The sequence below is a fragment of the Nocardioides sp. NPDC057767 genome, from assembly GCF_042798275.1.
Lineage (GTDB): Bacteria > Actinomycetota > Actinomycetes > Propionibacteriales > Nocardioidaceae > Nocardioides.
On record NZ_JBHVKJ010000011.1, the window covers coordinates 1 to 24622 of the forward strand.

Here is a 24622-nt window from a genome sequence, read left to right on the forward strand (position 1 = left end):
GCCCACAACTGCCTTCTCGGCGCGCCGGAACTGAGGACTCGGCGGGGGCTATTTGGCGGTGAGGGCGAGAGCAGAGGTGACCAGGAAGTCGCGGACCTGGTCGGGGGAGACGGAGCCGACGGTGGGTACGCCGGGGGCTGACTCGGAGACCAGGATGCCGACGCGGGCGAGCTGGAGGGCGCCCAGGCCGGAGGCGTAGAGCGTGTTGGCCAGGAGGTTGGCGTCCTTGACGTGGAGCTCGCCGGTGGCGGCGCCGTCCTCGAAGACCGTGGTCAGGATGGTGAGGCAGCCGTTCATCGCGCGGCCGAGGCGGAACAGTGCGCTCTCGGAGAGCTCGTCGAGCAGGTCGGAGCCGCTGCGGCGCATCAGTGTCTGGGCGCAGTCGACGAAGGCAGGGTGCTCGATGCCGTAGTCGACGAAGGTGCCGACGACGTCGCGGACCACGTCGATGGGTGAGCTGTCGCCCTCGGTCGCGATGAGCATCCGCTCGCGCAGCTCGTCGAGATAGCCGACCAGGGTCAGGGCGAAGATCTCGTCCTTGCCGGTGAAGTGCCGGTAGACGATCGCGCGGTTGATGCCGACGGCCTTGGCGATGTCCTCGATCTGGGCGTCGCTCACCCCGCGCTCGTCGAAGAGCTTGCGGGTGGCCGCGACGATGTCTGCCTCACGTGCGCGTCGGCGGGCCGCAGCGGCCGAGCGGCGGCCGTCCGATGCGGATCCGGCGGTCGTTGGTCGGGTGCTCACAAGCACACTGTACGCGGTGTGCAACTCCGAGTTGCACTCTGAGTGCGCCGCCTCACACCTCACCGCTGGAGAAGCGCCTCCCGAGCGCTCGCGACGTCGCCCGTGGTGACGTAGTCGACCCCGGCGACCGCCGCGCGGAGCACGGACGCCGTGCCGACCGCCGGCCAGGTGCCGACCGCGGCGCCCTGGCGGCGGTAGCGGTCGGCGAGCGCGGCGTCGAGCAGCCGGGTGTGGATGTGCACCTGCGCGAAGTCTCCGTCGTGGATGTCCGTGGGGTCGGGCTCGTCCTTGACCGCCACCTTCTCCATGCCCGTGCGCTCAGCGCCGGGGAAGTCGAAGTGGCTCGCCTCGAAGCTCATGAAGATCGCCTTGTCGCCGTGGCCCTTCCGGGATACCCAGCCGGGTCGTAGCGAGACGACCTTGCGGTAGAGCGCACGCATCTCGGCGGCACTCTGGCCCTTGAGCTCGACGACGAGCCGCACCCGGTGCCCGTGGACCCGCTCGGCCGCGTCGATGGCGTCGAAGGTCTCCTCGATCGTCGGCACCCGAACGCCCCGGAACTGCGGTGCCATCCACGAGCCCGCGTCCAGCGACTGCACCTCGGCGAGCGTGAACTCACGAGGGCTCGCGGTCCGGCGCTCGGGGAAGCGGGTCTCGACGTCGGTCGTCCGCCTGAAGTCGTCGTCGTGCAGCAGGACCCACTCGCCGTCGGCCGTGGGCTGGAAGTCCATCTCGATGAAGTCGGCCCGCTCGCGTACCGCACTGCGGAACGCGTCGAGGGTGTTCTCCGGGTAGTCGGACGAGTCGCCGCGCCACGCCATCACTCCGACCGGCCTGCTCCCGATGGCGTAGACGGCCGCGGGAGATCCCACGAACCTCGGTGCGCCGTGGTGCTCCTGGGCGATCGTCCGGAACCGGGTCTTCGCCACGTCCCGGGTCCTGAAGACGTACGCGGCATGGCCGGTCGCGTCGCTGGTGAGGTCGGCGACCTTCGTCCACCCTCGGTCGTCGTGGCGCTGGAGAGTGAGCACCCGGCCAGGCCGGGCGGGGGCGGCGGCGAGCGAGATCCGCACCGCGCTGCCGGCGCGCACCGACCTCGCCATGCGGGTCGTGACGGTCTGCGGCTGCCCGATGAGCGTACGTGGCTCCGTGACCCGCTGCGGCCAGGTCCGACCGTGGCGCTCGACGCCGGGGGCCAGGACCCGCCAAGGCATTCGCCAGGAGGACTGGGTCACGGTGAAGGTGTAGCGCCCGGAGGTCGCGGCGGTCCGGCTCTGAACCGGTTGCCAGCCGCCGTCGTGGTAGCGCTCCAGCCGCACCACCCGGCTCACGCTGGGCCCGATCGATCCGCTCAGCGTGTAGGACTCCCGCAGGATCGGCCCGGCGACGCTGGGGGAGGGGGCTGCAGCCGTGACCTCGGCCGAGGCGCCGCTGGTGACGGCGGGGACCGCGGTGAAGGCGAAAGGCCCGGGGACCATCGCCAGCGTCGCGAGCAGGGCGACGAGGCGGGCGCACAGGTGCACGCGGATTGAGGTCAACGGTTCGAGCGGGCGCACCTCCACCCGGTATCCAGATCAGGTCACTGTAGATACGTCCTGACGGTTTCGATCGTGTCCGCCTCGGCGGGGGTCTTGTCGTCGCGGTAGCGGACCACCCGGGCGAACCGCAGCGCGACGCCGCCGGGATAGCGGGTGGAGCGCTGCACCCCGTCGAAGGCGATCTCGACCACCTGCTCGGGTCGCACCTTCACCTGCCAGTCGTCGGTGCCATCGAGGGCGAGCTCGGTGAACCGCTCGGTCTGCCAGGCGAGCATCTGGTCGGTCATGCCCTTGAACGTCTTGCCGATCATCACGAACTCGCCGTCGGCGCCCCGGGCGCCGAGGTGGATGTTGGAGAGCCAGCCCTTGCGACGTCCCGAGCCCCACTCGATGCCGATGACGACGAGGTCGAGGGTGTGGACGGGTTTGACCTTGATCCAGCCCGAGCCGCGGCGTCCCGCCTCCCAGGGCAGGCCGACGCCTTTGACGACGACGCCCTCGTGGCCGGCGGCGAGCACGTCGGTGGCGAACAGCTCCGCCTCCTCGGTGTCCACCGTGACCAGCCGCGGCGGCCGATGCTGCTCCGGAACGACCCGGTCGAGCTCGGTGAGGCGCTGGTCGAGAGCGAGGTCGATCAGGTCGCGGCCGTCGACGTGGAGGATGTCGAAGAAGTACGGCACCACGACCGACCCGGGCGCCGAACGGGTCGCCGTGCGCGAGGCGGTCTCCTGGAACGGTCGCGGTCGGCCGTCGGGGCCGAGGGTCATCGCCTCGCCGTCGAGCACGAGCGTGTCGGCCGGGAACGAGGCGACGATCTCCGCCACCTCGGGCAGCCGCGAGGTGATGTCCTCCAGGGTGCGGGTCGCGATGCGTACCTCCGAGCCGGACTTGTGGGCCTGGATCCTGATGCCGTCGAGCTTGGTGTCGACCATGACCGCCTCGCCGAGCTTGGCCATCGCCTCCTCGACCGAGCCCGCGGAGGAGGCCAGCATCGGCAGGACGGGCCTGCCCACGACCAGCCCGACCTCGGCGAGTGCCTCCTCGCCGTCGAAGGCGAGCCCGGCGACCACCACGGTCGACCCGGCGAGCATCGCGGCGCGGCGTACGGCCGGCAACGGCACCTGCGCCGCTGCTGCCAGTGCCTCCTGGACAAGCGAGTCGAGGGCGCCTTGGCGGACCTCTCCGGTCACCACGCCCCGCAGCCATGCCTGCTCCGCCTCCGTCGCCGCGCCGAAGAGCGCCTCGGCCTCGCGCGCTCGCTCGACCTGCGAGCCGGCCCCGGCCACCCGCGACATCCGCTCGAACGCCTCGTGCACCTCGCCGACCGTCAGCGACGGCTCGGCGGCTGGCGACGGGAGCGCGCTGAGCGAACGCCAGCCCAGTCCCGTACGCCGCTGCAGCAGCGTCCCGGACAGATAGGCTGTCACGACCGGAAGCTCGTGGCGCGACGTGGCGGCGAGGCAATCCGCCAGCGCGGCGACCTTCGCCTTCCGTGACCGGGTCGCGGCGACGGCGTTCGAGGTGGAGACGATGTCGGCGAGCAGCATGCCTCCAGTGAACCTCACGGCACCGACAAACCGGGGTGACCTCGCGACTCGCCTACGCGGCAGGCAGCCGTTCCGGGTCGCGGCCGAGGAGGCTCAGGGCGTCGTGCCACGGGTCCTCGCCGTGCGCGGCGAGAGGTGCGGCGAGCGGCGCGGCGAACACCGGCGTGCCGCCGGGGCGGGCGGCGATCTGCCGGGCCAGGTCGAGGACGAGGGCGATGGTGCTCTCCGAGGGCCGGTAGCTGCGCCCGAGAGCCGTCGCGACGTCCCAGGCGTGGACGGCGGCGTCGAGCAGCTGCATGCTCAGTGCCACCGTGACGGTCGGCCGGAAACCGAACTCGGCGAGGTGGATGGTGGCCTCCGGATCCGCGGCGCCGAACGCGTCACGAACCCGACCCGCCGAGTCCCGCCATCGCCGGGCGACGTCGTCGACGGACACCGGCACGGACTCGTAGGCCGCGACCGGCGCGTCGCCGTCGGCGAGCGCGGTGGCGAAGCCGAGGTTCTGCCCGACCATGTGGCCGAACAGGTCGGCCAGGTCCCAGTCGGCGCACGGGGTGGGGACGGCCAGGTCGCCCACCTCGGAGGCGAGCGCGGTGGTGTCGTCGAGGGCGCGGTCGTACTCCACGAGCATGTCAGAAAAAGTAAGCATTCGTATATCGTAAGCAGAGGTAGATGATATGTCGAACGGTTACCATTCTGCGGTGGATCGACCCGAGCTCGGCTACCTGCTGTCCCGTCTGATGCGCGAGGTGATGGCGCGCGAGAAGCCGATCCTCGATGCCGCGGGACTGGAGATGTGGGACTACGCGGTGCTGACCGCGCTGGCGGAGTCGGACGCGCCCACGCAGGCACAGCTCGCCGCGACCACGGGGCGCGACAAGACCCGGTTGATCGGCAACCTGGACCGCCTCGAGGCCGAAGGCATGGTCGAGCGCCGGCCCGACCCCGCCGACCGACGCAACCGGATCGTGTCCCTGACGCCCGCCGGCTCGCGGGTTCTCGCCCGCTGTCGCGAGGCCATCGGAGCCATGGAGACTGAGCTGCTGGCCGATCTGGACCCCGGCGACCGAGCCGGGTTCGAGCGGGCGTTGGCGGCTCTGGCCGAGGCCGGCCGTTGAGCGGGACGCTCGCCGCCACCCGGGCGTGGCTCCGGGACGAGCTGCCGGACCTGATGAAGAGGCACCGGGTGCCCGCTGCCGCCGTCGGCGTTCTCCAGGACGGTCAGGTCCTCGACCACGCCGTCGGCATCCTCAACCTCGACACCGGGGTCGAGGCCACCACCGACTCGCTCTTCCAGATCGGCTCGATCACCAAGCTGTGGACCACCGACCTGGTGATGCAGCTCCTCGACGAGGGCCGGATCGGCCTCGACGACGAGATCATCCGCCACCTGCCAACCTTCCGGGTCGCTGACGAGGACGCGACCCGAACGATCACGGTGCGTCAGCTGCTCGCCCACACGGCCGGCTTCGAGGGCGACGTCTTCACCGACCACGGACCCGGCGACGACGCGGTCGAGCGGTTCGTCGCCTCGATGGGCGACCTGCCGCAGGTCTTCACGCCGGGGGAGCGGTTCTCCTACTCCAACGCGGGCTTCGCGGTGCTCGGGCGCCTGGTCGAGGTGCTGCGCGGCACCACCTGGGACCGGGCGCTCCACGAGCACCTGGCGGCCCCGCTGGGTCTCACCCACATCGCCACGACGCCCTATGACGCGATCCGGTTCCGCACCGCCATGGGTCACATCGACCCGGGCCCTGAGCATGTGCTCCGCCCTGGCCCGTCCTGGGGGATGGCACGGGCCAGCGGTCCCGTCGGCGCGATGCTCTCGATGCGCGTACGCGACCTGCTCGCCTTCGCCGCCATGCACCTGGCCGGCGGCATCGCCGGCGACGGGACCCGCGTCGTCTCTGCGGCCTCCTGCGCCGATGTGCTGACCCGGCAGGTCGGCCACCCCGCCTCCACCCGGTCGGAGGCGCGCGGGCTGGGCTGGTCGCTCGACGACACCAGACAGGGGATCGTCGGCCACGACGGTCAGACGATCGGGCAGTCGGCGTTCTTCCGGATGGTGCCCGAGCACCGCCTGGCGGTCGCACTGCTCACCAACGGCGGCGACACCTATGGGCTCTACCACGACGTCGTCGGCCACCTCCTCCACGACCTCGCCGGCGTACGCATCGCGCCCGACCCGGTGCCACCCCGCCGGCCTCCGCCCGGCTTCGACGCCGACCGCCTGCTCGGCACCTACCGCGCCCGGATCGTCGACTGGACGCTGCGCCGGGCACCCGACGGGCGGCTGCGGGCCGAGGAGATCCCCGGTCCCGAGGCAGCCGCCGTCGGGGACGAGCCGCGGAGCTATGAGGTCCTGCCGTACGCCACCGACCAGGTGGTCACCGCCGACCCCGTGCACGGCGTGCACCACGTCTTCGGCTTCACCGGCCGCGACCGGGGCGGGCGCGCCACGCATCTGACCACGAGCCGGGTCTTCCCTCGGGTTGACCTCGACGCATGAGCGCGCAGCGGACGGTCCGTCCGGGCTACCCGGTGGGCCTCGCCTCGATGTTGCGGCCGCTCCGGCGCGGGCTCGGGGACCCGACGTACAAGATCCTCGGCGAGGACCACTGGCGCGCTGTCCGTACGCCGCACGGACCCGCCACGCTGAGGCTGCGCCAGCGCGACAGCGAGGTGGAGTCCGAGGCGTGGGGCGAGGGCGCCGAGTGGGCGCTGGAGCAGGTGCCGGCGCTGCTCGGGGCCGACGACCGCCCGGAGGAGTTCCGCACCGACGACCCGCTGCTCACCACGCTGCTGGAGCGCTTCGAGGTGCCCCGGTTCGGGCGCACCGGACTGATGCTGGAGGCGCTGGTGCCTTCGATCATCGAGCAGAAGGTGACCAGCAGCGAGGCGTTCCGGGGCTTCGGCAACCTGGTCCGGCGTTTCGGCGAGGTCGCTCCAGGGCCGGGCGCCGACCACGGCCTCCGGGTGCAGCCCTCGCCGGAGACGCTGCGCACGATTCCCAGTTGGGACTGGCTGCGGCTGCCGGTCGACCCCGCCCGGTCCAAGGCCGTCCTGCAGGTGGCTCGGGTGGCCGCCGCCGTCGAGCGCACCGCGGCGCTTCCCGGCGAGGAGGTCGAGCGCCGGCTGACCACGATCCCGGGCGTCGGCGAGTGGACCGTCGCCGAGGTGCGCCAGCGGGCGCTCGGGGATCCGGACGCGGTCAGCTTCGGCGACTACCACCTGGCCAAGGACGTCGGGTGGGCGCTGACCAACAAGCCGTGGGACGACGATCGGCTTCGCGTTTATCTGGAGAGCTTCCGGCCGCATCGGGCTCGCGTCGTCGCGCTGATCTATCGGGGCGCCGGGAAGCGGCCTCGGCGGGGGCCGAAGATGTCGCCTCGGACGCACTTGCCTTCTTGATCCATCTGGCTTTACTGCTGAGTCGGCGCATCAGCCCCCTCTGGCTCGCTTCGCTCGCCAGACACGGGGGCAGATGCGCCGACTCGGCAGGCCTTCAGAGCAGCGGTCGCAAGGGGGTTAGCACGAGCTCGGTGAACTTGCGGTGGATGTCGCGGGCGGCCCACTCGGCAGCGGTCAGCTCGAGCGCGTTGGACTCGTCTCGGGAGAAGATCTCCTCCATCTGCTTGGCGACGTCGCGGTCGAAGATCTCCAGGTTGATCTCGTAGTTGCCGGTCAGCGAGAGGCGGTCGATGTTGGCGGTGCCGACGGTCGACCAGAAGCCGTCGACGGTGGCCGTCTTGGCGTGGATCATCGCGTCCTTGAACCGCAGGATCCGCACCCCCGCGTCGAGCAGCTGGGAGAAGTAGCCGCGCGAGATCCAGTCGACCACGACGTGGTTGGACTTCAGCGGCAGCAGGATGCGGACGTCGACCCCGCGCTGCGCGGCGGCCTTGAGGGCGTTCACGAAGTCCTCGTCGGGGACGAAGTAGGCGGTGGTCAGATAGATGTTGCGGGAGGCTCGGTTGATCGCCTCCAGGTACATCGAGCGGATCGGGAACATCCACAGCCGCGGCACGTTGCGGTGGAACCGCAGGTCGGGATCCCAGGAGGGCGCGGTCTCGATCAGCAGCGGACCCTCGGTGCCGGCCCGATGGGTCAGCGGGTGCGGCCGGCGCCGGTTGAGGTTCCAGAAGTCGGCGAACGCCCTGCGCAGATCCCACACACCGGGCCCGGTGATCCGCACGTGGGTGTCGCGCCACTCGGTGGCGTACGCGGTCCCGAGGTTGTAGCCACCGACGAACCCGACGGTGTCGTCGACGACCAGGATCTTGCGGTGGTCGCGGCCGTAGCGGGAGAGGTCGAAGAAGCGCCAGCCGGCCGCGTAGGTCGGGTAGCGCAGCACGTGCATACCTTCGGGGAAGCGCTTGAAACGGGCCGGGACCACGAGGTTGGCGAGCTCGTCGAAGATGCAGTAGACCTCGACGCCGCGCTCGGTCGCCGCGGCCAGGGCCTGCTTGAACCGCTGGCCGACCTCGTCACCCTTCCAGATGTACGTCTCGAGGAAGATCTGCTTCTTCGCGCCCTCGATGGCGGCGATCATGTCCTCATAGAGGTCGTTGCCGAAGGTGTAGGTGGTCACCGTGCCGTCGCCGACCCCGTTCGTCCGCGGCGGCGTGACCGGGAACGGCTGGGCGCGCTTTCCGCGGCTGCGGTAGGCGTCGACGAGGCTCAGCACGATGGCAAGCGCGACCGGCACGCCGAAGACGGCGAGGAGCAGGCGGCGTAGGAACCTCATGACGCCCCCCGGCGACAGTCTCATCACGGTTCCAATCTAACCGGCTCGTCCCTGCCAGACACACCGGTGCGGTCATCTACCCCATGCCGATGGTTTCAGCGGTCGCGGCCACCCTCCGACCAGCATGCGAGAACGACCTTCACGGCGGCGTGAGACCGGGTGGAGGATCTGTGATCCCCGTCACCTACTGGCGGGTAAGTCGTTGAACTCGAATACCTCCCAACCTGTTCGTGGACACGTCGGGGCCGGGTCGTTGCCCTCAGAACTGAAACGTGTTCTACTACAGGGCGAAACGTGAGCCGAGTCACAAGACCTCGCGGAAGGTGCAGGATGGCAGTGCAGTTCGCCTCGCTGGTCCGAGGTGTCGGCGGGATGGGCTTGATGACCGGAGAGGTCGTCAAGGGGACGTTCACGACCAAGTTCCAGATGCGGGAGTTCCTCGAGCAGGCCTGGTTCATCACGAGTGTCACGATGATGCCCGCGGTGCTGGTCTCGATCCCGTTCGGAGCCGTCATCTCTCTGCAGGTCGGCAACCTCGCCGGTCAGCTCGGGGCACAGTCGTTCGCCGGCGCGACCGCGGTGCTCGCGGTGGTCAGGGAGGCGGCGCCGATGGCGGCCGCGCTGATCATCGCCGGGGCCGCCGGGTCGGCGATCTGCTCCGACATGGGGTCGCGCAAGATCCGTGAGGAGATCGACGCGATGGAGGTGCTGGGCATCGACCCGGTCGTCCGGCTGGTGGTCCCTCGCGTCCTCGCCTGCCTGTTCGTCTCGGTGATGATCAACGGGATCGTCATCGCGACGGGCATCGGTGGTGGTTACTTCTTCACGGTGATCGTCCAGGGCGGCTCGGCCGGAGCGTTCCTGTCGAGCTTCACCGCGCTGGCGAGCCTGCCAGACCTCTACATCTCGATGGTCAAGTCGGCCCTGTTCGGGTTCCTGGCCGCGATCATCGGCGCCTACAACGGCCTCAACGCCCAGGGTGGCCCCAGCGGCGTCGGCCGAGCGGTCAACGAGGCCGTGATCATCGCTTTCATGATGCTGTTCGTCCTCAACTCCATCATGACCGCGATCTACTTCCAGATCGTTCCTCAGGACGGGTTGTGATCCTCCGGTGTCCAACACGCTGGCCCAGGTGGGCAACCAGATCGTCAAGGAGCAGCGCCAGGCCGTCGAGGGCTATGGCGACCAGCTGCTCTTCTACGCCAAGGCCTTGGCCTGGGCACCCCGCACCATCCGCCGCTACAAGCGGGAGGTGCTCAACATCCTGGCCGAGGTCGCCTTCGGCGCCGGTGGCCTGACGATGATCGCCGGCACCGTCGGTGTGATCGCGTTCATGGCGTTCTTCGCCGGCTCCGAGGTCGGCATCCAGGGCTACGCGAGCCTGAGCCAGATCGGGGTCGCGAAGTTCTCCGCGTTCATCTCGGCCTTCTTCAACACCCGCGAGGTCGCCCCGCTGATCTCCTCGATCGCGCTCGCCGCGACCGTCGGCTGCGGCTACACCGCACGCCTCGGCGCGATGCGCATCAGCGAGGAGATCGACGCGCTCGAGGCGATGGGCGTGCCGAGCCTGCCCTACCTGGTCACCACCCGGATGATCGCCGGGTTCTTGGCGGTGATCCCGCTCTACATCGTCGCCCTGTGCGCCTCCTACCTCAGCCCGCGGCTGATCACGACGCTGATGTACGGGCAGTCGGGCGGGACCTACGACCACTACTTCCTGGCATTCCTGCCGCCGATCGACATCCTCTACAGCTTCCTCAAGCTGATCATCCTCGCGGTCGCGATCATCCTGATCCACTGCTACTACGGCTACACCGCCTCCGGCGGCCCGGCCGGTGTCGGGATCGCGGTCGGCAAGGCGATCCGTACGTCCATCGTGACCGTCGTCGTCGCCGACTTCTTCCTGAGCTTCGCGATCTGGGGCTCCACGACCACCGTCCGGATCACGGGATGAGGGCGGTGGCGGCCAGATGTTGATGGGAATCCAGCGCGACACCCGCGCCGAGCACACCAAGCTCTTCGTCTCCGGGATCGCCTTCACGGTGACCCTGGCTCTGCTCATCACGCTCTGCGCGGCGATCTACCAGAAGGCGTTCGTGCAGTTCACCACGGTCAGCGTCGAGGCCGACCGGGCCGGCCTGCAGCTGCCGCGCTACGGCGACGTACGCATGCACGGCGTCATCGTCGGCCAGGTCCGCGAGATCCGTCAGGATGGGAAGAAGGCTGTCATCGAGCTCGGCCTCGAGCCGGAGCAGGCCGAGCAGATCCCGGCCAACGTCAGCGTCGCGATCAAGCCGACGACGTTGTTCGGGCAGAAGTACGTCGAGTTCATCGACCCCGCCGGAAAGCGGACCGGCGCGCTCAGCGACGGCACCGTGATCCCTGCCGACCGGGTCCGCACCAGCGTCGAGCTCGACGTGATCCTGGCCCGGCTCTTCCCGCTGCTGAAGTCGATCCGCCCCCAGGACCTCAACAGCACCCTGCACGCCCTCGCCACGGCGCTCTCCGGCAACGGGGAGAAGCTCGGCGAGACCCTGGTCCAGCTCAACGACTACCTCGAAGAGATGAACGTCCACCTCCCCACACTCGAACGCGACCTCGAGGACATGGCCGACGTCGCCGAGACCTACTCCATGGCCGCCCCCGACCTGGTCAAGGTCCTCGAGAACACCACGACCACCGCCAAGACCGTCTCGGAGCAGCGCCGTCGTCTCGGCGGCCTGCTCACCTCGGTCACCGGTGTCGCCGACACCTCGAAGGACCTGCTCGCCGAGAACGAGAAGGCGATCAGGTACGAGACCGAGCTGGCCGTGCCGCTGCTCAAGCTGCTCGCCGACTACTCCCCGGAGTACACCTGCCTGCTGCGGGGCCTCGACGACTACACCGAGCTGCTGGCAACCGTCTTCCAGCAGAACCGGGTGCGCCAGACGATGGTCCTCGACGGCACCCAGAAGCCGGCGTACGGCCGTGACGACCGCCCCGAGTGGGGCGAGATCGGTCACGGACCGTGGTGCGACGGGCTGCCGACCCCGAAGGTGCCGGCCGGGCCGATGGAGCTGGAGAACGGCACCGAGGACGTCCCGTGGGCCCCCGGGAACGGAGGTCTGCAGTGAACAAGCGCGATCTGAAGACCGCCGTCGCCGGGACCAAGCTGGTCGTCTTCACCATCATCTCGGTCCTCGTCACCGGCACCCTGGCCTCGATCATGGGCAACGTCGGCTTCGGAGACCGGGTGCCCTACCGTGCCGAGTTCACCACCGCCTCGGGCCTGAGCGAGGGAGACGACGTACGCGTCGCCGGCATCACCGTCGGCGAGGTGCTCTCCGTCGAGATCGAGGGCGGTGACCACGCGATGGTCACCTTCCGGGTCGACAAGACGGTGCCGCTCACGACCGCCAGCGGTGCCCAGGTCCGCTACCTGAACCTGGTCGGTGACCGCTACCTCGCGCTCACCCAGGACGCCGGACAGGAGCCGGAGGCCGATGCGACGCCGTTGCGTGAGGGGCAGGCGATCGCGATGGCCAACACCACGCCCGCGCTCGACCTGACCGAGCTCTTCAACGGCTTCCAGCCGCTCTTCCAGGCGCTGCAGCCCAAGGACGTCAACAAGCTCTCGCTCAACCTGATCCGGGTGCTGCAGGGGGAGGGCGGCACGGTCGCGAGCCTCCTCTCGGAGACGGCCGAGCTGACCAGCGCCCTGGCCGAGCGCGACCAGCTGATCGGCGACGTGATCACCAACCTGTCCAAGACGCTCAACACCGTCAACGAGCACCACACCGAGCTCGCCGAGCTGATCCAGCAACTCAGCGGCTGGATGAAGGACCTGGCGCGCGACAAGGAGGCGATCGGCGACTCGATCTCCTCGATCGGCGACCTCACCGACGAGCTGGCCGGGTTGCTCACCGACGTACGCCCGTTCCTGAAGGAGGACATCAAGCAGCTCGAGCGCGTGGTGGCCATCCTCAACAAGCCGGGCAACCAGAAGCTGCTCGACCGGACTCTCGAGCGGCTCCCGGAGACCCTGGAGTCGCAGGCGCGGATCGGCAGCTACGGCTCCTGGTACAACTACTACCTCTGCGACCTCGACTTCTCGATCAAGCTGCCCTCGCTCGGTGAGCTGCTCGACAACTCGCCCGCCGTCAAGGCGATCCAGAAGCAGCTCGACAACGTGGCCTTCTACAGCCGGGCGGAGAGGTGCAAACTCTGATGGCTCATCACTCCGACACTCAGCTCAAGCGCACCGGCGTGATCACCATCGTCGCGATCGCGCTGGCGCTCACCGCGGCGTTCAACCTGCGCAAGCTGCCCTGGTTCGCCGGCACGACCTATCAGGCCGAGTTCTCCGACACCAGCGGCCTGCACGTGGGCAACCGGGTGGAGATCGCCGGCATCCGGGTCGGGCGGGTCAGCGACATCGAGATCGACGGCGCCAAGGTCGTCGTCTCCTTCTCGGTCGACGGCACCGAGATCGGCCATCGCAGCGAGGCGAAGATCGGGGTGCTCAACCTGCTGGGGGAGAAGTACCTCGACATCACCCCGCAGGGCGGCCGCACGCTCGAGGCCGGCTCACGGATCCCGCTGGCGCGCACCAGCGCGGGCAGCGACATCGTCGGCACGTTCGGCGACCTGGCCGAGACGACCGAGGCGATCGACACCCAGCAGCTGGCCAAGGCGCTGACCACGATGTCGGGCACCCTCGACAAGGCCGGACCCGAGGTGCAGGGCGCCTTCCAGGGCATCGCGGCGCTCTCCCAGACGATCGCCGCCCGCGGCGACGAGCTGGAGTCGCTGCTCCAGGACGCCGAGAAGGTCGTGCAGCTCGTCAACGAGCGCAAGCAGGACATCATCAGCGTGATGGAGAACGGCGACCAGGTCTTCGCCGAGCTGATCCAGCGCCGCCAGGCCATCCACCAGCTGCTGGTCAACGCGACCGCGCTTGCCGAGCAGCTGCAGGCGCTGGTCAAGGAGAACCAGAAGCAGATCGGGCCCGCGCTGGACGCGCTCAACCAGGCGCTGAAGTTCCTCAACGCCCGCGACGAGGACCTGACCAAGACCATCCAGAACTACGGGCCGTACGCGTCGATCCTGATCAACATCATCGGCACCGGTCCCTGGTTCGACGCCTACCTCGCCAATCTGACCGGCATCGTGAGTGGCGAGTTCGTGCCCGGACGACGACCAGGGATCGTGGAATGACAAAGAACTTCTGGGGCCGCAAGTGGGCCGCGTTGCCGATCGCGCTCGTGCTGATGTGCGGGCTGCTGCTCGTCTCCGAGGTCGCCTCGCCCGACACCAAGATGGTGACCGTCAGCTTCCCGCAGGCGGTGAGCATCTACGAGGGCTCCGACGTGGTCATCATGGGCGTCGAGGTCGGCAAGGTCGCGTCACTGGAGCCGAAGGGCGACCACGTGGATGCGGTGATCGAGTACGAGAGCGACTACAAGCTGCCCGAGGACGTGAAGGCGGCGATCGTGACGCCGACGCTGGTGGCGGACCGGTTCGTGCAGCTGACGCCGGCCTACACCGGTGGGCCGGCCCTGGCCGACGGCGGTGAGATCCCGATCGAGCGCACCGCGGTGCCGGTCGAGCTCGACCGGATCTATGCCAGCCTCTCCGAGCTGACCACAGCCCTGGGGCCCAACGGTGCCAACAAGAACGGCGCGCTCAGCGACGTGCTGCGGGAGGGGGCCGACGCCCTGGAGGGCAACGGCGAGATCGGCAACCAGGCGATCGCGGACATGTCCGAGGCGGCCCAGGTGCTCGGCGGCAACTCCGAGCAGCTGTTCAGCACCCTCTCCGAGCTCTCCGAGGTGACCAGGACGCTGGCGAGGAACGACGACACGACCGAGAAGTTCCTCACCGACCTCTCGACGGTCTCCACCCAGCTGGCGGGGGAGAGCGACGAGCTCGACCAGGCGCTCGCCGCGATCGCGCAGGCGGTGAAGGTGACCAAGTCCTTCGTGGAGAACAACCGTGACGCCCTGGTCGGTGACGTCAAGGAGCTCAACAAGACGCTCAACATCCTGGCCAAGGAGAAGGAGACCCTCGGCACCGTGATCGACCTGGCCCCGCTGGGCATCGGCAACCTGGCCGAGTCCTTCGACCCCGCCTCCGGCTCGGTGGGCTTCCGGCTGCAGGTGGGCCCGATCGGCTCGGACCTGTCCAACATCCTCTGCATGGTCGTCGAGAACGACCAGATCCCGGGCGCCAAGGAGATCTGCGCGCTGTTCAAGGCGCTGCTGCCGACCGGGTCGACCGCTCCGGCCGGCCAGGCGCTCACCGAGGGCAGCGCGCCCACCGACCGCGACACCGAGACCGGGCTGCCGCTCGACACCGGCACCCAGGCCAAGCAGCCGGAGGTGGAGCCCGAGGTGGTCACCGAGAGCGGGATCGGTGCGCTGAGCGGGTCGCTGCAGGACCTGATGTCGGGAGGCAAGAAATGAAGGTGCGCGTCTTCCTGGCGATGCTCGGCATCGTCGCCGCGGCGAGCGGGTGCGGCGTACAGGCCTACGACCTGCCGCTCCCCGGCAAAGAGGTCGCCGAGGGTGACGGCTACGTCGTCACCGCGAAGTTCGACGACGTCGTCGACGTGGTGCCGCGCACCAAGGTGATGGCCAACGACGTGCCGGTCGGCCAGGTCGACGAGGTCGAGCGCGAGGGCTGGCACGCCAAGGTCACCATGACCATCCGCAAGAACATCGAGCTTCCGGCCGACGCGCTGGCCAACGTACGCCAGACCAGCCTGCTCGGAGAGAAGTACATCGCCCTGGTGGCCCCCGAGGGCTCCACCGTCGCCAGCGCAGGCAAGCTGGGCGACGGCGCGACCATCGGACTCGACCGCACCAACCGCAACCCCGAGGTCGAGGAGGTGCTCGGCGCGCTCTCCTTCCTGCTCGCGGGCGGGGGCGTCGGGCAGCTGAAGACGATCAGCGACGAGCTCAACACCATGATGGACGGGCGCACCGGCGACATGCGGGCGCTGCTGGGCAACCTGGAGACCACGGTCGCCTCGCTCAACCAGCAGAAGGGCTCGATCATCAAGGCGATGGAGCAGGTCGACCGGCTGACCCGCACCCTCAACAAGGAGTCCAAGTCGATCGAGGCCGCCATCGACTCCTTCGGGCCCGCCCTCGAGGTGCTCCGCCAGCAGCACGCGGACCTGCTGAAGATGATGAAGGCGCTCGACCGGCTCGGCGTGGTCGCGACCCGGGTGATCAACCAGAGCGGCGCCAACCTGACCACCGCGCTCGACGAGCTGGCGCCGACGCTGCGCGAGCTCGCCGACGCCGGTGACTCGCTGCCGCGCGGCCTGATGATGGCGGCCAGCTTCCCGTTCCCCGAGAACGCCTCGGGGCTCGCGATGGGCGACTACTCCAACGCGCTGTTCCACATGGACCTCGACCTCGGCAAGCTGGTCGGCAGCCTCACCAACGGCGAGTCGCCGGGTCTGCTGCCGCAGGTCTTCCAGATCTGCCTTTCCTACTCCAAAGGGTGCGAGGCGATCCAGCCACTGGCCAAGGCGCTGTGCGACCTGACCAACATGCAGATCACGTGCTCCGTGGTCGGCAAGGAGGACACCGCGGCCAAGCCGGGCGAGAAGACGCCCGAGCTGCCCGACATCTCCGACCTGCTGCCCAAGAGCTCGGCCTCGACCTCGACCAGGACGCCGGGGCTCGAAGGTCTGGTCCCCGAGATCGCCGAGGGCCTCTCGGCGCCGGCGGACACCGACTCGCCCACGGCCGAGCCGACCACCGGGGGCCTGCTGGGCCTCCTCGGACTGCTGGGAGGCGGCAGCTGATGACACGGAGCGTACGCAACAAGCTGGTCGTCTTCCTGGTGCTCGCCGCGGTCGGCATCTTCTACGTCTCGGCCGCCTACCTCGGAGTCGTCGACCGGGTCCTGGGCCGCCATGTGGACGTCTCGGTCGACCTGCCGGCCTCTGGCGGGCTCTACGTCGGGAGCGAGGTCAACTACCGCGGCATCGGCATCGGCCGGGTGGCGTCGATGACCGTCACCGCGGAAGGCGTACGCGCGGAGCTGGAGCTCGACCCCGGCACCGAGGTGCCGCGGGACGCGAAGGTGGAGGTGCACAACCTGTCGGCGGTGGGGGAGCAGTACATCAACTTCATCCCCGAGTCCGCCTCCGGGCCCTACCTTTCCGAGGGCGACGTCGTGACCGCCGGGCCCGAGGCGATGCCGGGCACCACCGACGAGCTGCTCACCGAGCTCAACAGCTTCACCACCTCGATCAACGGCGAGGACCTGAGCACCGTGGTCGCCGAGCTCGGCACGCTGTTCCGTGGCAACGCCGAGAACCTGCGTACGTTGCTCGACTCGGGCTCCACGCTCGTCGACGAGGCCTCGGCCCACCAGGAGGAGACCATCCGGCTCCTCAACACCAGCCAGACGGTGCTCCAGACGCAGAAGGAGCACAGCGGCGACATCCGCGAGTTCGCCAAGGGACTCGAGGAGGTCACCGCGACGCTGGACAAGCGCGACCCGGAGCTCCGCGAGATCTTGCAGGGCGGCGAGGCGACCGCGGTCCAGGTGCAGTCGCTTCTCGACGGGCTGCAGCCGCTGCTGCCGGTCTTCCTGGCCAACCTCAGCACCGTCAACGAGGTGCTCACCGCCCGGCTCCCCGCGATCGAGCAGACGCTGGTGACCTTCCCGCGTGTCGTCGCGACGGGGTTTACCGGCTCGCCCGGTGACGGCTACGGTCACCTGTCGATGGGCTACGTCTACACCACACCGCCGTGCCAGGAGGGCTACAAGCCCGCCGACCAGTGGATCCCCGGCACCGTGATGGAGGACCAGCCGCTCTACCCGGCCAAGTGCACAGACGAGCGGGCCCAGCCCGGCTACCAGGGCGACAACCCGATCATGCAGCGCGGCGTCAACATGGTGCCGAAGCCCGAAGGCGTCGGAAAGTACGTGACGACCTACGACCCGAAGACCGGGCGCACCCAGCTTCCCGACGGAAAGACGGTCACGATGTCCACCCCGACCGATGACGGAGGCCTCGTCTCGGCCCTGTCCGACGACTCCTGGCGATCGATGATCCTGGGAGAGGAGTGATCCGAATGAGTTCTGACAACCCCCTCGAGGTCAAGCTCGCCCTCGCCAGACTGGGGCGGGTCAACACCGTGCTCGCGGTGCTCGTCGTGGTCCTGGTCGTGCTGGCGGCAGCCGTCTTCATCGGCGGCGCCCGGGTGCTGCCCTGGACGACGCCCGCCGAGGCCGCGGCGGCCGACTACGACGAGGTGAAGGCGGTCGCCGAGGACGGGGTGATCGCGTTCCTCGATGTCGACTACCGTGACATGGACCCGCGGATCCAGGCGGTCAAGGAGATCTCGACCGGCACCTTCGGCAAGGAGTACACCGCCATCGCCGAGCAGATCCGGCAGGCCGCGATCCCCGCCCAGACCATCTCCAAGGGCAAGGTCAAGCAGGTCGGCATCCGGGCGATCGGGTCGAAGAGCGCGGTCGTGCTGGTCGCCGTCGACTCGGTCGTCACCAGCAGCCAGACCGCCGAGCTGAAGAAGAGCGACACCTGCCCCTACGACGGTGCGCGGTGCTCGAAGTACCGCTTCAAGGTGTCGCTGGCCAAGACGAAGGACGGATGGCGCATGTCCGACCTGGCAGGAGTCAACTGATGAGCGAGCGTCAGCGAGTGAACAATGGGATCCTCATCGGGCCGCGTCCGTACCATGGCGCGTGCGCTACGGCTACGACCGGAGCGAGGTCGAGCGGCGAGCTTGCTCGTCCGCTCGCGCCGAGCGAGGGAGTTACTGGGCGAAGCGCAGAGGCGGTCCGATGACAGGCGTACGAGCGAACGGATCGGTCTCCACCGGCCAGAAAGAGTGCCCCTTCTGCGCGGAGACGATCAAGGCCGCCGCGATCAAGTGCCGCTACTGCGGGTCCGACCTGCTGCCGCCGGCCGAGGACGAGAAGGAACCCCAGGACGTACGTGACGAGGTGGCTGCTCCGGAGGACGCGGAGACCGAAGCACAGCCTCAAGCTGAGGTTGAGGGTGAGGCTGAGAACGAGGAGCGCGTGGGGTTCGCCGAGCGGTGGCTGGGCGACGGGAGCCGTGTGCTGACGGCCGTTCTCGGCGTACTCGTCCTGGTGGCCGGTGGCGTGCTCTGGCTGGCCGTCGACATGGCGTCGAAGGACGACGTGGCGCCGGGCGGCGAGCTGACCGCGGCCGGATCCAGGGCGGCGATCATGGAGCACTCGGTCGGGCTGGCCCAGACGGTGATGTCCTACCAGGCCGCCAGCGCGGAGAAGGACATCGCCGCCGCGAAGAAGCTGATGACGCCGGCGATGCAGAAGGAGTACGACAAGACGCTGCCCGCCGAGGACAAGCGCAAGGAGCAGGCCGACCTCGGGATCAAGGTCGACGCCGAGGTGGCACCGCTGTCCGAGGAAGGGGCGAAGGCCGCCGAGGAGGGCAAGGCCTGCGTCGACGAGGACTGCGCCGCATCGATCATCTCCGCCACCGAGGAGTCCGCGAAGGTGCTGCTCTTCGTCAATCAGAGCGCGACCGCGCCGAAGACGAAGAACACCGTCGTCAGCCCGACCTGGGAGGTGTTGACGCTGGTCAAGGACGACGGCGGCTGGCTGATCTCCGAGATGAAGGCCGCCTCCTAGGTCGAGACGGAGCCCGAGACGAGGGGGCCTAGTCTCAGCATGAGGTCCCTTCGGGGACGTCACTGTCCCTGATATGGTAGAACGTGTTCTAGTTTCACTGCTCGAGGAGGGCACATGGCCGGCTCACGCCAGTCCGTACAGCTGACCGAGGCGGAGATCGAGGAGTTCCTCGGCTCGCAGATGAAGGTGCAGGTCGCGACCGTCGGTCCCGACGGTGCGCCGCACCTGACCACGCTGTTCTACGTGCTCGACGAGGGCAGGATCGTCTTCTGGACCTACGGGTCCTCGCAGAAGGTCCGCAACCTGCGCCGCGACCCCCGGGTCACCTGTTTGGTCGAGGACGGCGTCGACTACTTCGAGCTGCGCGGGGTGAGCATCACCGGCAAGGCGCGGCTCGTGGAGGACTACGACGAGATCAAGGGCATCGGGTCGCGGGTGATGACCCGGATGGCCGGCGGTGCGGATCTGGGTGAGCTCGGCGAGGAGCTGGTGTCCAAGCAGGCCCACAAGCGCGTCGGCATCGTCATCGAGCCCGACAAGGTCGCAAGCTGGGACCATCGCAAGCTGGGCGCGCTGCCCGGTCAAGGCTGACTTCGATGATGACGAGGACAAGGAGACGGACATGGCAAAGGTGATCGCGGACTTCGACCTGTGCGAGTCCAACGGGATGTGCGAGTCGTTCGCTCCCGACGTGTTCGAGATCGACGACGACGACTACCTGCAGATCGCGGACCCGACGGTGACCGACGAGAACCGCGACCGCGTCGAGCAGGCCGTGGCCGGCTGCCCCAAGGCAGCCCTGAGAATCGAGGAGTAACACCGCGTGAGCGTTGATCTGACAGGCAAGATCGCGATCGTCACCGGTGCCGGAGCCGGCCTCGGGCGCGCCGAGGCGGTCGCCCTGGCCCGCGCCGGTGCCCGGGTGGTGCTCAACGACCTGCCCGGTGCCGCTGAGGGGGCCGCCGAAGAGATCCGTGGGTTCGGCGGCGAGGCGGTGATCGCGGCCGGTGACGTGAGCGAGCGTGCCACTGCCGACGCGATGATGGCCGCCGCCGTCGACGGGCTCGGTGGCCTCGACATCGTGGTCAACAACGCGGGCATCACCCGCGACAAGATGCTCTTCAACATGACCGACGAGGAGTTCGACCTCGTCGTACGCGTCCACCTCCGTGGCCACTTCCTGCTGACCCGCAACGCCTCGGCCCACTGGCGCTCGGTCGCGAAGTCGACGGGCGCGCCCGTCGACGCCGCGGTGGTGAACACCTCCTCGGAGGCGTTCCTCTCCGGGCCTCCCGGACAGGCCAACTACGGTGCCGCGAAGGCGGGGATCACCGCCCTGACGATGTCGACGGCCCGCTCGATGGGTCGTTCCGGCGTACGCGCCAACGCGATCTGCCCGCGGGCGGCGACCGCGATGACCGAGGGCGTGCTCTCGGGGGACTCCTACGGCCCCGAGCACGTGGCTCCGCTGGTCACCTACCTCGCCTCGCCGGCCGCCGCCGCGATCACCGGGCAGGTCTTCGTCGTCTACGGCGGGATGATCGCGGTCCTGGCGCCGCCGACCGTGGCCGAGCGCTTCGACAACGCCGCCTGGGACCTGGACTCGCTCGACAAGCAGGTCGGCGGCTGGTTCGCCGACCGCGACCCCGCGGCCGGGTTCTCGGCCGACTCGATCATGCAGCTCACGCTGAAGGACCAGGAGGAGCAGTGATGGCACGTCTCGAGGGGAAGATCGCGATCGTCACCGGCGGCGCGCAGGGCCAGGGGGCCGCGATCGCGCGCGCCTTCGTGTCCGAGGGGGCCAAGGTGGTGATCGCCGACGTGGCCGACGAGCCCGGCAAGCTGCTCGCCGAGGAGCTGGGGGAGTCCGCGCTCTTCGTGCACCACGATGTGAGCTCGGAGGAGTCCTGGACGTCGCTGGTGGCCGAGACCGGCGCTGCGTACGGTCCGGTCAACGTGCTCGCCAACAACGCCGGCATCCTCCGCTTCGGCGAGATCCTCACCCAGCCGGTCGAGGAGTTCGAGCTGCTGTGGCGGGTCAACACACTCGGTTGCTTCCTCGGGATGCGCTCGGTGATCACGACGATGAAGGACAACGGTGGCGGCTCGATCATCAACGCCTCCTCGATCGAGGGCCTGGCCGGGATGGCCTTCGTGGCCGGTTACACCTCCACCAAGTTCGCCATCCGTGGCATGACCAAGGCCGCCGCCCTCGAGCTCGGCCCCAGCGGCATCCGGGTCAACTCCGTCCACCCGGGCATGATCGACACCTCCATGACCCGCGGCGTCGGCGCCGACGACGCCGCCATGGAGTTCGGCGCCTCGAAGGTCGCCCTCAAGCGCGTCGGTCACCCGGCGGACATCGCCCCGCTCTACGTCTACCTCGCCTCCGACGAGTCGAGCTTCGTCACCGGCGCCGAGATCGCCATCGACGGCGGCGCCACCGCCACCCACGCCTTCGGCGGCTGACCGCGGCCGAGGCGTCACCTCGCTCGGCCGAGGCGTCACCGACGCCTCGGCATGGTGAGTCGGCCACGTGCAGGGCGTCGCTGCGGCATACTTCCGGCTGAAGGTTTCAGTCAGCGGGGACGAGCCGAAGGCCATCTGAACATGTCTCGACGACGCAGCGCGGTCGCCACGATCGTTGTGCTGGGGATCTTCGGTTGGTGCTACGTCTTCGCGCTGGCGGTTCCGATCCGAACCGGTGATGTCTACACGATCTGGTTCGAGCGCGGGCTGGCCTGGTTCGGGGCTGTGGTGACCCGGCTGCTGGACGGACTGTCGTTCCTGTGGGGATCGATGGTGAGGAACGAGTACGCGGCCCCACCTGATACGCCGTGGCCCACCGTCTTCTTCGTCGTCCTCGTTGCGGTGCTGGTCCATGTGAGCCTCAGAAATGGGTCGGGTTCGCCCTGGGGCGCTGCTGGCCGTGTCGTCGGCGCATGTGTCCTCGCGGCCGGGTTCACCAACCTGCTGCTCGTGACCCAGGCGACCGCGAAGCTGGCGGCCGCAGGCAGTGTCCCGTTCTCGCAGATCGCTCCGCCACAGCTGGGCGACGCCGTCTGGCTCGGGATCGTCCTGGGTCTGGTCGGCGGAGTCGCGGCGTTCTTCTCGGTGCTGTTCGCGATGCTGGCGGGAGCAGCCGTCGGCGTAGGCGATGGGGCGGACGCGGCCGACTGGCGGCGCACGCCGGAGGAGTCGCCCGCGCGGGCCGGCCAGGTGGCGACCTGGGGCGTGCTGCCGCTGCTGCTGGTCGTGCTCGTGGGCGGGTTCGTCTGGGATTACGGTCCCGACGCCGACCCGGATGCCGTCCGGGAGCCGGGCGCCACCTGGGTACGCACGGTCTGGTTCGCACACGCCCGGTTCGCCGCGCCCTCCGACTCGCATTCGCTCAGTGGTGCCTTCGACACCTCGGTCTGGCTGCCGCGTACGTTGACCTCGGCCGCCCTCATCGTCCTCGTCTGGATCGGGATCCGGCTGCTCGTGGCGCGCTGGCGGCGCGGGGACGCGCCGAAGGCTGTCGGCATCGTGCTGGCGTGCTGGGGCTTGGTCGCCGTGCTCGTCGCGGTGGTGGGACTCGTCGAGGGTGCGGTTGTACCGGCGCCGGACCGGGGCCCGGCTGCGCACATCGTGGCGCTGTCGAATGTCGCGTACGCGATCCGGTTCGCGACCTGCTTCGGCTGGATCGTCGGTGTATCGGTCGCGCTCGCGCATCGTCTCTTCGGCAGGTCCGTGACCGCTGCGGATTCCGCGGCCGACGTTCTCGAGGGGAGTGCTGGTTGATGCCGGAGCAGACGCCTGAGCGGCCGGACCAGGCCGAGGCGGAGAAGAAGCCGCCAGCGGTCGGGCCCCACCGCTCGGGTGGGTTTCGGTCGGTCGGCCTCCTGCTGAAGAAGTATCTCGCTGCCGTGATCGGCATCGTGGCGATCGCGCTGACCGCGACCTTCAACACGGGCCTGCAGAACCTGTTCGCCGGCCTCCTTCCCGACGGTTGGGACGAGTCCGGCAGCGGCATCAAGGTGGTGGACGTACGCCGGCAGCCGCTGAGCGGACGGGTGCTGATCCCGGATGCGGAGTCGGCGAAGTTCCGCGACCAGACCGATGCCCGGGAGAAGGTCAACGACCCCGAGTGGGAAGCGCGGCACGAGTGGTACGCCGTCGAACGGGTGACGTGGGAGGTGACTCTCGTCGGTCGCCATAACGACCCGGTGGTGATCACCGATCTGCGCCCAGAGCGGATCGGTGACTGCACCCAGCGGCTCCAGGACGGCGTGCTCGTGGAGGACCTCCCCGCAGGCGAGGGCACGAAGATCGAGCTGACGACCGCCATCGACGCGAAGGTGCCCGAGCTGACCTCGGCCGAGGACGGCACGGCGTACTTCGACGACGGAACGGTCACGCTCGCCAAGGGGGAGACGGTGGTCATCTCGATCGAGGCGAGCAGCGCCGGACCGACCTGCCGATGGGTCCTCGAGGCCGACTATGTCGACAACGGCAAGCGCGAGTCGATGACGATCAAGGCACCCGGGGGCCGGCCATTCGGGATCACCGGCCTTGCCGACGCCCAGGCATATCCGTACACCTGGCATGAGGCCTGCCATGACCACGTGGTCAAGCGTGAAGACATGAATGCAGGTGAGCACGGGCTGCCCCGCTGCGAGTAGGCGAGCGGCTGCTGTCGTGCCGACTCAGGCGGCCCGGGCGACGTCTCGGCCGACGGGAGTGACGCTTCGGCGCAGGTCTCAGCGCAGCAGCAGGCGCACGGCGACGTCGATCGACTTCTCGACGTCCTCGGTGTCCATCCGGCCGGTGACCCAGGAGATGAGGGCGGAGAGCCATACGTCGGAGATGATCCGGATGATCGCCGCCTCCTCCTCGGTGACCTCGCCGTGGTCGGGGGTGCCGTGCATGGCGCGGGCGATGACCGTGGTCAGGCTGGTGCCGACCTCGTGGATCTCGCCGGTCACCGACTGGTCGGCGAACATGAAGGCGCGGACCAGGGCCTCGGTGAGCTTGGGCTGCTTCTGCAGGGCGCGGGTGCGGCGGTTGAGCACGTACATGATCCGCTCGTGGGCGGTCTCGCCCGGCGTCGCGCGGACCGCGGAGCGCTCGACGTCCTTGGTGAACTCGCGTGCCAGCGCGGAGACCAGCAGGTGGATCTTCGAGGGGAAGTAGCGGTAGAGGGTGCCGAGCGCGACCTCGGCCTGCTCGGCGACGGCGCGCATCTGCACGGCGTCGAACCCGCCCTCGGCCGCGAGCGCGATCGTGGCGTCGAGGATGCGCCGACGGCGCTCTCGCTGCGCAGCGGACCCCCCGGTGGGCGGGGCGGCCGGGGTGTGGCCATCGGTGTTGCGCGGCTCCGCGCTGACGGACGTCACTGGTTGTCCCCCTAGGAC

The 24622-nt window shown here is 69.2% G+C and carries 25 protein-coding genes; 19 read left to right on the forward strand and 6 right to left on the reverse strand.

The genetic code is table 11. The features are described from left to right. Positions 1–48 precede the first annotated feature (48 nt). From ACFVDI_RS07725 to ACFVDI_RS07740, 4 genes are read right to left on the reverse strand one after another with little or no spacing between them, the layout of a single operon-like run. Positions 49–744: a TetR/AcrR family transcriptional regulator gene (locus ACFVDI_RS07725; RefSeq protein ID WP_328530505.1), complete on the reverse strand. Its 696-nt coding sequence runs from the start codon at positions 742–744 to the stop codon at positions 49–51. Between the two features lie 59 nt (positions 745–803). Next, entirely contained in the window at positions 804–2282 is a 1479-nt protein-coding gene (locus ACFVDI_RS07730) for a glycerophosphodiester phosphodiesterase (RefSeq protein WP_378902471.1), read from the reverse strand. A 41-nt stretch (positions 2283–2323) separates the two neighbouring features. Then, a complete protein-coding gene (locus ACFVDI_RS07735) occupies positions 2324–3829 on the reverse strand; it encodes an ATP-dependent DNA ligase (RefSeq protein ID WP_378902473.1) in 1506 nt (501 codons plus the stop codon). A gap of 52 nt (positions 3830–3881) precedes the next feature. Continuing rightward, on the reverse strand, positions 3882–4478 hold the full coding sequence (locus ACFVDI_RS07740; RefSeq protein WP_378902475.1) for a TIGR03086 family metal-binding protein: 597 nt from the start codon (positions 4476–4478) through the stop codon (positions 3882–3884). Positions 4479–4530: 52 nt separating this feature from the next. Between ACFVDI_RS07740 and ACFVDI_RS07745 the strand changes: the two genes are divergently transcribed. From ACFVDI_RS07745 to ACFVDI_RS07755, 3 genes are read left to right on the forward strand one after another with little or no spacing between them, the layout of a single operon-like run. Next, on the forward strand, positions 4531–4947 hold the full coding sequence (locus tag ACFVDI_RS07745) for a MarR family winged helix-turn-helix transcriptional regulator (RefSeq protein WP_378902477.1): 417 nt from the start codon (positions 4531–4533) through the stop codon (positions 4945–4947). Beyond that, positions 4944–6338 carry a serine hydrolase domain-containing protein gene (locus tag ACFVDI_RS07750; RefSeq protein ID WP_378902480.1) on the forward strand — a complete coding sequence of 465 codons (1395 nt, stop codon included), beginning with the start codon at positions 4944–4946 and terminating at the stop codon, positions 6336–6338. Before ACFVDI_RS07745 ends, ACFVDI_RS07750 begins: the two co-directional genes overlap by 4 nt. Next, positions 6335–7240 carry a DNA-3-methyladenine glycosylase family protein gene (locus tag ACFVDI_RS07755; RefSeq protein ID WP_378902483.1) on the forward strand — a complete coding sequence of 302 codons (906 nt, stop codon included), beginning with the start codon at positions 6335–6337 and terminating at the stop codon, positions 7238–7240. Before ACFVDI_RS07750 ends, ACFVDI_RS07755 begins: the two co-directional genes overlap by 4 nt. A 94-nt stretch (positions 7241–7334) precedes the next feature. On the opposite strand, the gene ACFVDI_RS07760 is transcribed toward ACFVDI_RS07755, so the two are convergent. Next, positions 7335–8576 (reverse strand): phosphatidylserine/phosphatidylglycerophosphate/cardiolipin synthase family protein, encoded by a 1242-nt coding sequence (locus ACFVDI_RS07760; RefSeq protein ID WP_378902485.1) that lies wholly within the window; start codon positions 8574–8576, stop codon positions 7335–7337. A gap of 372 nt (positions 8577–8948) precedes the next feature. On the opposite strand from ACFVDI_RS07760, the gene ACFVDI_RS07765 reads away from it, so the two are divergent. The 16 genes from ACFVDI_RS07765 (at position 8949) to ACFVDI_RS07840 (ending at position 23890) form a co-directional block, all read left to right on the forward strand. Continuing rightward, entirely contained in the window at positions 8949–9680 is a 732-nt protein-coding gene (locus ACFVDI_RS07765) for an MlaE family ABC transporter permease (protein ID WP_378902754.1), read from the forward strand. A 7-nt stretch (positions 9681–9687) separates the two neighbouring features. Further along, positions 9688–10530 (forward strand): ABC transporter permease, encoded by an 843-nt coding sequence (locus tag ACFVDI_RS07770; protein ID WP_045549369.1) that lies wholly within the window; start codon positions 9688–9690, stop codon positions 10528–10530. A gap of 16 nt (positions 10531–10546) precedes the next feature. Then, on the forward strand, positions 10547–11689 hold the full coding sequence (locus ACFVDI_RS07775) for an MCE family protein (protein ID WP_378902488.1): 1143 nt from the start codon (positions 10547–10549) through the stop codon (positions 11687–11689). After that, the gene (locus tag ACFVDI_RS07780; protein ID WP_378902491.1) at positions 11686–12783 is read left to right on the forward strand and encodes an MCE family protein; all 1098 of its coding nucleotides are present in this window, start codon (positions 11686–11688) and stop codon (positions 12781–12783) included. The genes ACFVDI_RS07775 and ACFVDI_RS07780 overlap by 4 nt, the downstream gene beginning before the upstream one ends. Next, positions 12783–13772 carry an MCE family protein gene (locus ACFVDI_RS07785; RefSeq protein WP_378902494.1) on the forward strand — a complete coding sequence of 330 codons (990 nt, stop codon included), beginning with the start codon at positions 12783–12785 and terminating at the stop codon, positions 13770–13772. The genes ACFVDI_RS07780 and ACFVDI_RS07785 overlap by 1 nt, the downstream gene beginning before the upstream one ends. Beyond that, positions 13769–15019: an MCE family protein gene (locus ACFVDI_RS07790; RefSeq protein ID WP_378902497.1), complete on the forward strand. Its 1251-nt coding sequence runs from the start codon at positions 13769–13771 to the stop codon at positions 15017–15019. Before ACFVDI_RS07785 ends, ACFVDI_RS07790 begins: the two co-directional genes overlap by 4 nt. Next, entirely contained in the window at positions 15016–16374 is a 1359-nt protein-coding gene (locus ACFVDI_RS07795; protein ID WP_378902500.1) for an MCE family protein, read from the forward strand. The genes ACFVDI_RS07790 and ACFVDI_RS07795 overlap by 4 nt, the downstream gene beginning before the upstream one ends. Continuing rightward, on the forward strand, positions 16374–17651 hold the full coding sequence (locus ACFVDI_RS07800) for an MCE family protein (protein WP_378902503.1): 1278 nt from the start codon (positions 16374–16376) through the stop codon (positions 17649–17651). The genes ACFVDI_RS07795 and ACFVDI_RS07800 overlap by 1 nt, the downstream gene beginning before the upstream one ends. A gap of 5 nt (positions 17652–17656) precedes the next feature. Then, complete coding sequence (locus tag ACFVDI_RS07805) at positions 17657–18229, forward strand: hypothetical protein (RefSeq protein WP_378902506.1); 573 nt, start codon at positions 17657–17659, stop codon at positions 18227–18229. A 160-nt stretch (positions 18230–18389) separates the two neighbouring features. Then, on the forward strand, positions 18390–19226 hold the full coding sequence (locus ACFVDI_RS07810) for a hypothetical protein (RefSeq protein ID WP_378902509.1): 837 nt from the start codon (positions 18390–18392) through the stop codon (positions 19224–19226). A gap of 114 nt (positions 19227–19340) precedes the next feature. Beyond that, positions 19341–19817: a TIGR03618 family F420-dependent PPOX class oxidoreductase gene (locus tag ACFVDI_RS07815; RefSeq protein WP_328530520.1), complete on the forward strand. Its 477-nt coding sequence runs from the start codon at positions 19341–19343 to the stop codon at positions 19815–19817. Between the two features lie 31 nt (positions 19818–19848). Beyond that, positions 19849–20043, forward strand: coding sequence for a ferredoxin (locus ACFVDI_RS07820; RefSeq protein ID WP_165112007.1), 195 nt, complete (start codon positions 19849–19851; stop codon positions 20041–20043). A gap of 6 nt (positions 20044–20049) precedes the next feature. Beyond that, positions 20050–20937, forward strand: coding sequence for an SDR family oxidoreductase (locus ACFVDI_RS07825; RefSeq protein WP_378902513.1), 888 nt, complete (start codon positions 20050–20052; stop codon positions 20935–20937). Next, complete coding sequence (locus ACFVDI_RS07830) at positions 20937–21695, forward strand: glucose 1-dehydrogenase (RefSeq protein ID WP_378902516.1); 759 nt, start codon at positions 20937–20939, stop codon at positions 21693–21695. The genes ACFVDI_RS07825 and ACFVDI_RS07830 overlap by 1 nt, the downstream gene beginning before the upstream one ends. 141 nt (positions 21696–21836) lie before the next feature. Continuing rightward, the gene (locus tag ACFVDI_RS07835) at positions 21837–23009 is read left to right on the forward strand and encodes a hypothetical protein (RefSeq protein ID WP_378902519.1); all 1173 of its coding nucleotides are present in this window, start codon (positions 21837–21839) and stop codon (positions 23007–23009) included. Next, positions 23009–23890, forward strand: coding sequence for a hypothetical protein (locus ACFVDI_RS07840; protein WP_378902522.1), 882 nt, complete (start codon positions 23009–23011; stop codon positions 23888–23890). The genes ACFVDI_RS07835 and ACFVDI_RS07840 overlap by 1 nt, the downstream gene beginning before the upstream one ends. A 78-nt stretch (positions 23891–23968) precedes the next feature. Here ACFVDI_RS07840 and ACFVDI_RS07845 read toward each other — a convergent pair whose 3' ends face one another. After that, positions 23969–24604, reverse strand: coding sequence for a TetR family transcriptional regulator (locus ACFVDI_RS07845; protein ID WP_378902525.1), 636 nt, complete (start codon positions 24602–24604; stop codon positions 23969–23971). Between the last annotated feature and the right edge of the window lie 18 nt (positions 24605–24622).

What these genes read in the sequence shown, in the direction of transcription:
- ACFVDI_RS07755 (WP_378902483.1), top strand. Translation starts at nt 6,335, where the DNA reads ATGAGCGCGCAGCGGACGGTCCGTCCGGGCTACCCGGTGGGCCTCGCC.
- ACFVDI_RS07820 (WP_165112007.1), top strand. Translation starts at nt 19,849, where the DNA reads ATGGCAAAGGTGATCGCGGACTTCGACCTGTGCGAGTCCAACGGGATG.
- ACFVDI_RS07785 (WP_378902494.1), top strand. Translation starts at nt 12,783, where the DNA reads ATGGCTCATCACTCCGACACTCAGCTCAAGCGCACCGGCGTGATCACC.
- ACFVDI_RS07830 (WP_378902516.1), top strand. Translation starts at nt 20,937, where the DNA reads ATGGCACGTCTCGAGGGGAAGATCGCGATCGTCACCGGCGGCGCGCAG.
- ACFVDI_RS07760 (WP_378902485.1), bottom strand. Translation starts at nt 8,576, where the DNA reads ATGAGGTTCCTACGCCGCCTGCTCCTCGCCGTCTTCGGCGTGCCGGTC.
- ACFVDI_RS07735 (WP_378902473.1), bottom strand. Translation starts at nt 3,829, where the DNA reads ATGCTGCTCGCCGACATCGTCTCCACCTCGAACGCCGTCGCCGCGACC.
- ACFVDI_RS07740 (WP_378902475.1), bottom strand. Translation starts at nt 4,478, where the DNA reads ATGCTTACTTTTTCTGACATGCTCGTGGAGTACGACCGCGCCCTCGAC.
- ACFVDI_RS07795 (WP_378902500.1), top strand. Translation starts at nt 15,016, where the DNA reads ATGAAGGTGCGCGTCTTCCTGGCGATGCTCGGCATCGTCGCCGCGGCG.
- ACFVDI_RS07775 (WP_378902488.1), top strand. Translation starts at nt 10,547, where the DNA reads ATGTTGATGGGAATCCAGCGCGACACCCGCGCCGAGCACACCAAGCTC.
- ACFVDI_RS07790 (WP_378902497.1), top strand. Translation starts at nt 13,769, where the DNA reads ATGACAAAGAACTTCTGGGGCCGCAAGTGGGCCGCGTTGCCGATCGCG.
- ACFVDI_RS07800 (WP_378902503.1), top strand. Translation starts at nt 16,374, where the DNA reads ATGACACGGAGCGTACGCAACAAGCTGGTCGTCTTCCTGGTGCTCGCC.
- ACFVDI_RS07840 (WP_378902522.1), top strand. Translation starts at nt 23,009, where the DNA reads ATGCCGGAGCAGACGCCTGAGCGGCCGGACCAGGCCGAGGCGGAGAAG.
- ACFVDI_RS07810 (WP_378902509.1), top strand. Translation starts at nt 18,390, where the DNA reads ATGACAGGCGTACGAGCGAACGGATCGGTCTCCACCGGCCAGAAAGAG.
- ACFVDI_RS07835 (WP_378902519.1), top strand. Translation starts at nt 21,837, where the DNA reads ATGTCTCGACGACGCAGCGCGGTCGCCACGATCGTTGTGCTGGGGATC.
- ACFVDI_RS07805 (WP_378902506.1), top strand. Translation starts at nt 17,657, where the DNA reads ATGAGTTCTGACAACCCCCTCGAGGTCAAGCTCGCCCTCGCCAGACTG.
- ACFVDI_RS07815 (WP_328530520.1), top strand. Translation starts at nt 19,341, where the DNA reads ATGGCCGGCTCACGCCAGTCCGTACAGCTGACCGAGGCGGAGATCGAG.
- ACFVDI_RS07765 (WP_378902754.1), top strand. Translation starts at nt 8,949, where the DNA reads ATGGGCTTGATGACCGGAGAGGTCGTCAAGGGGACGTTCACGACCAAG.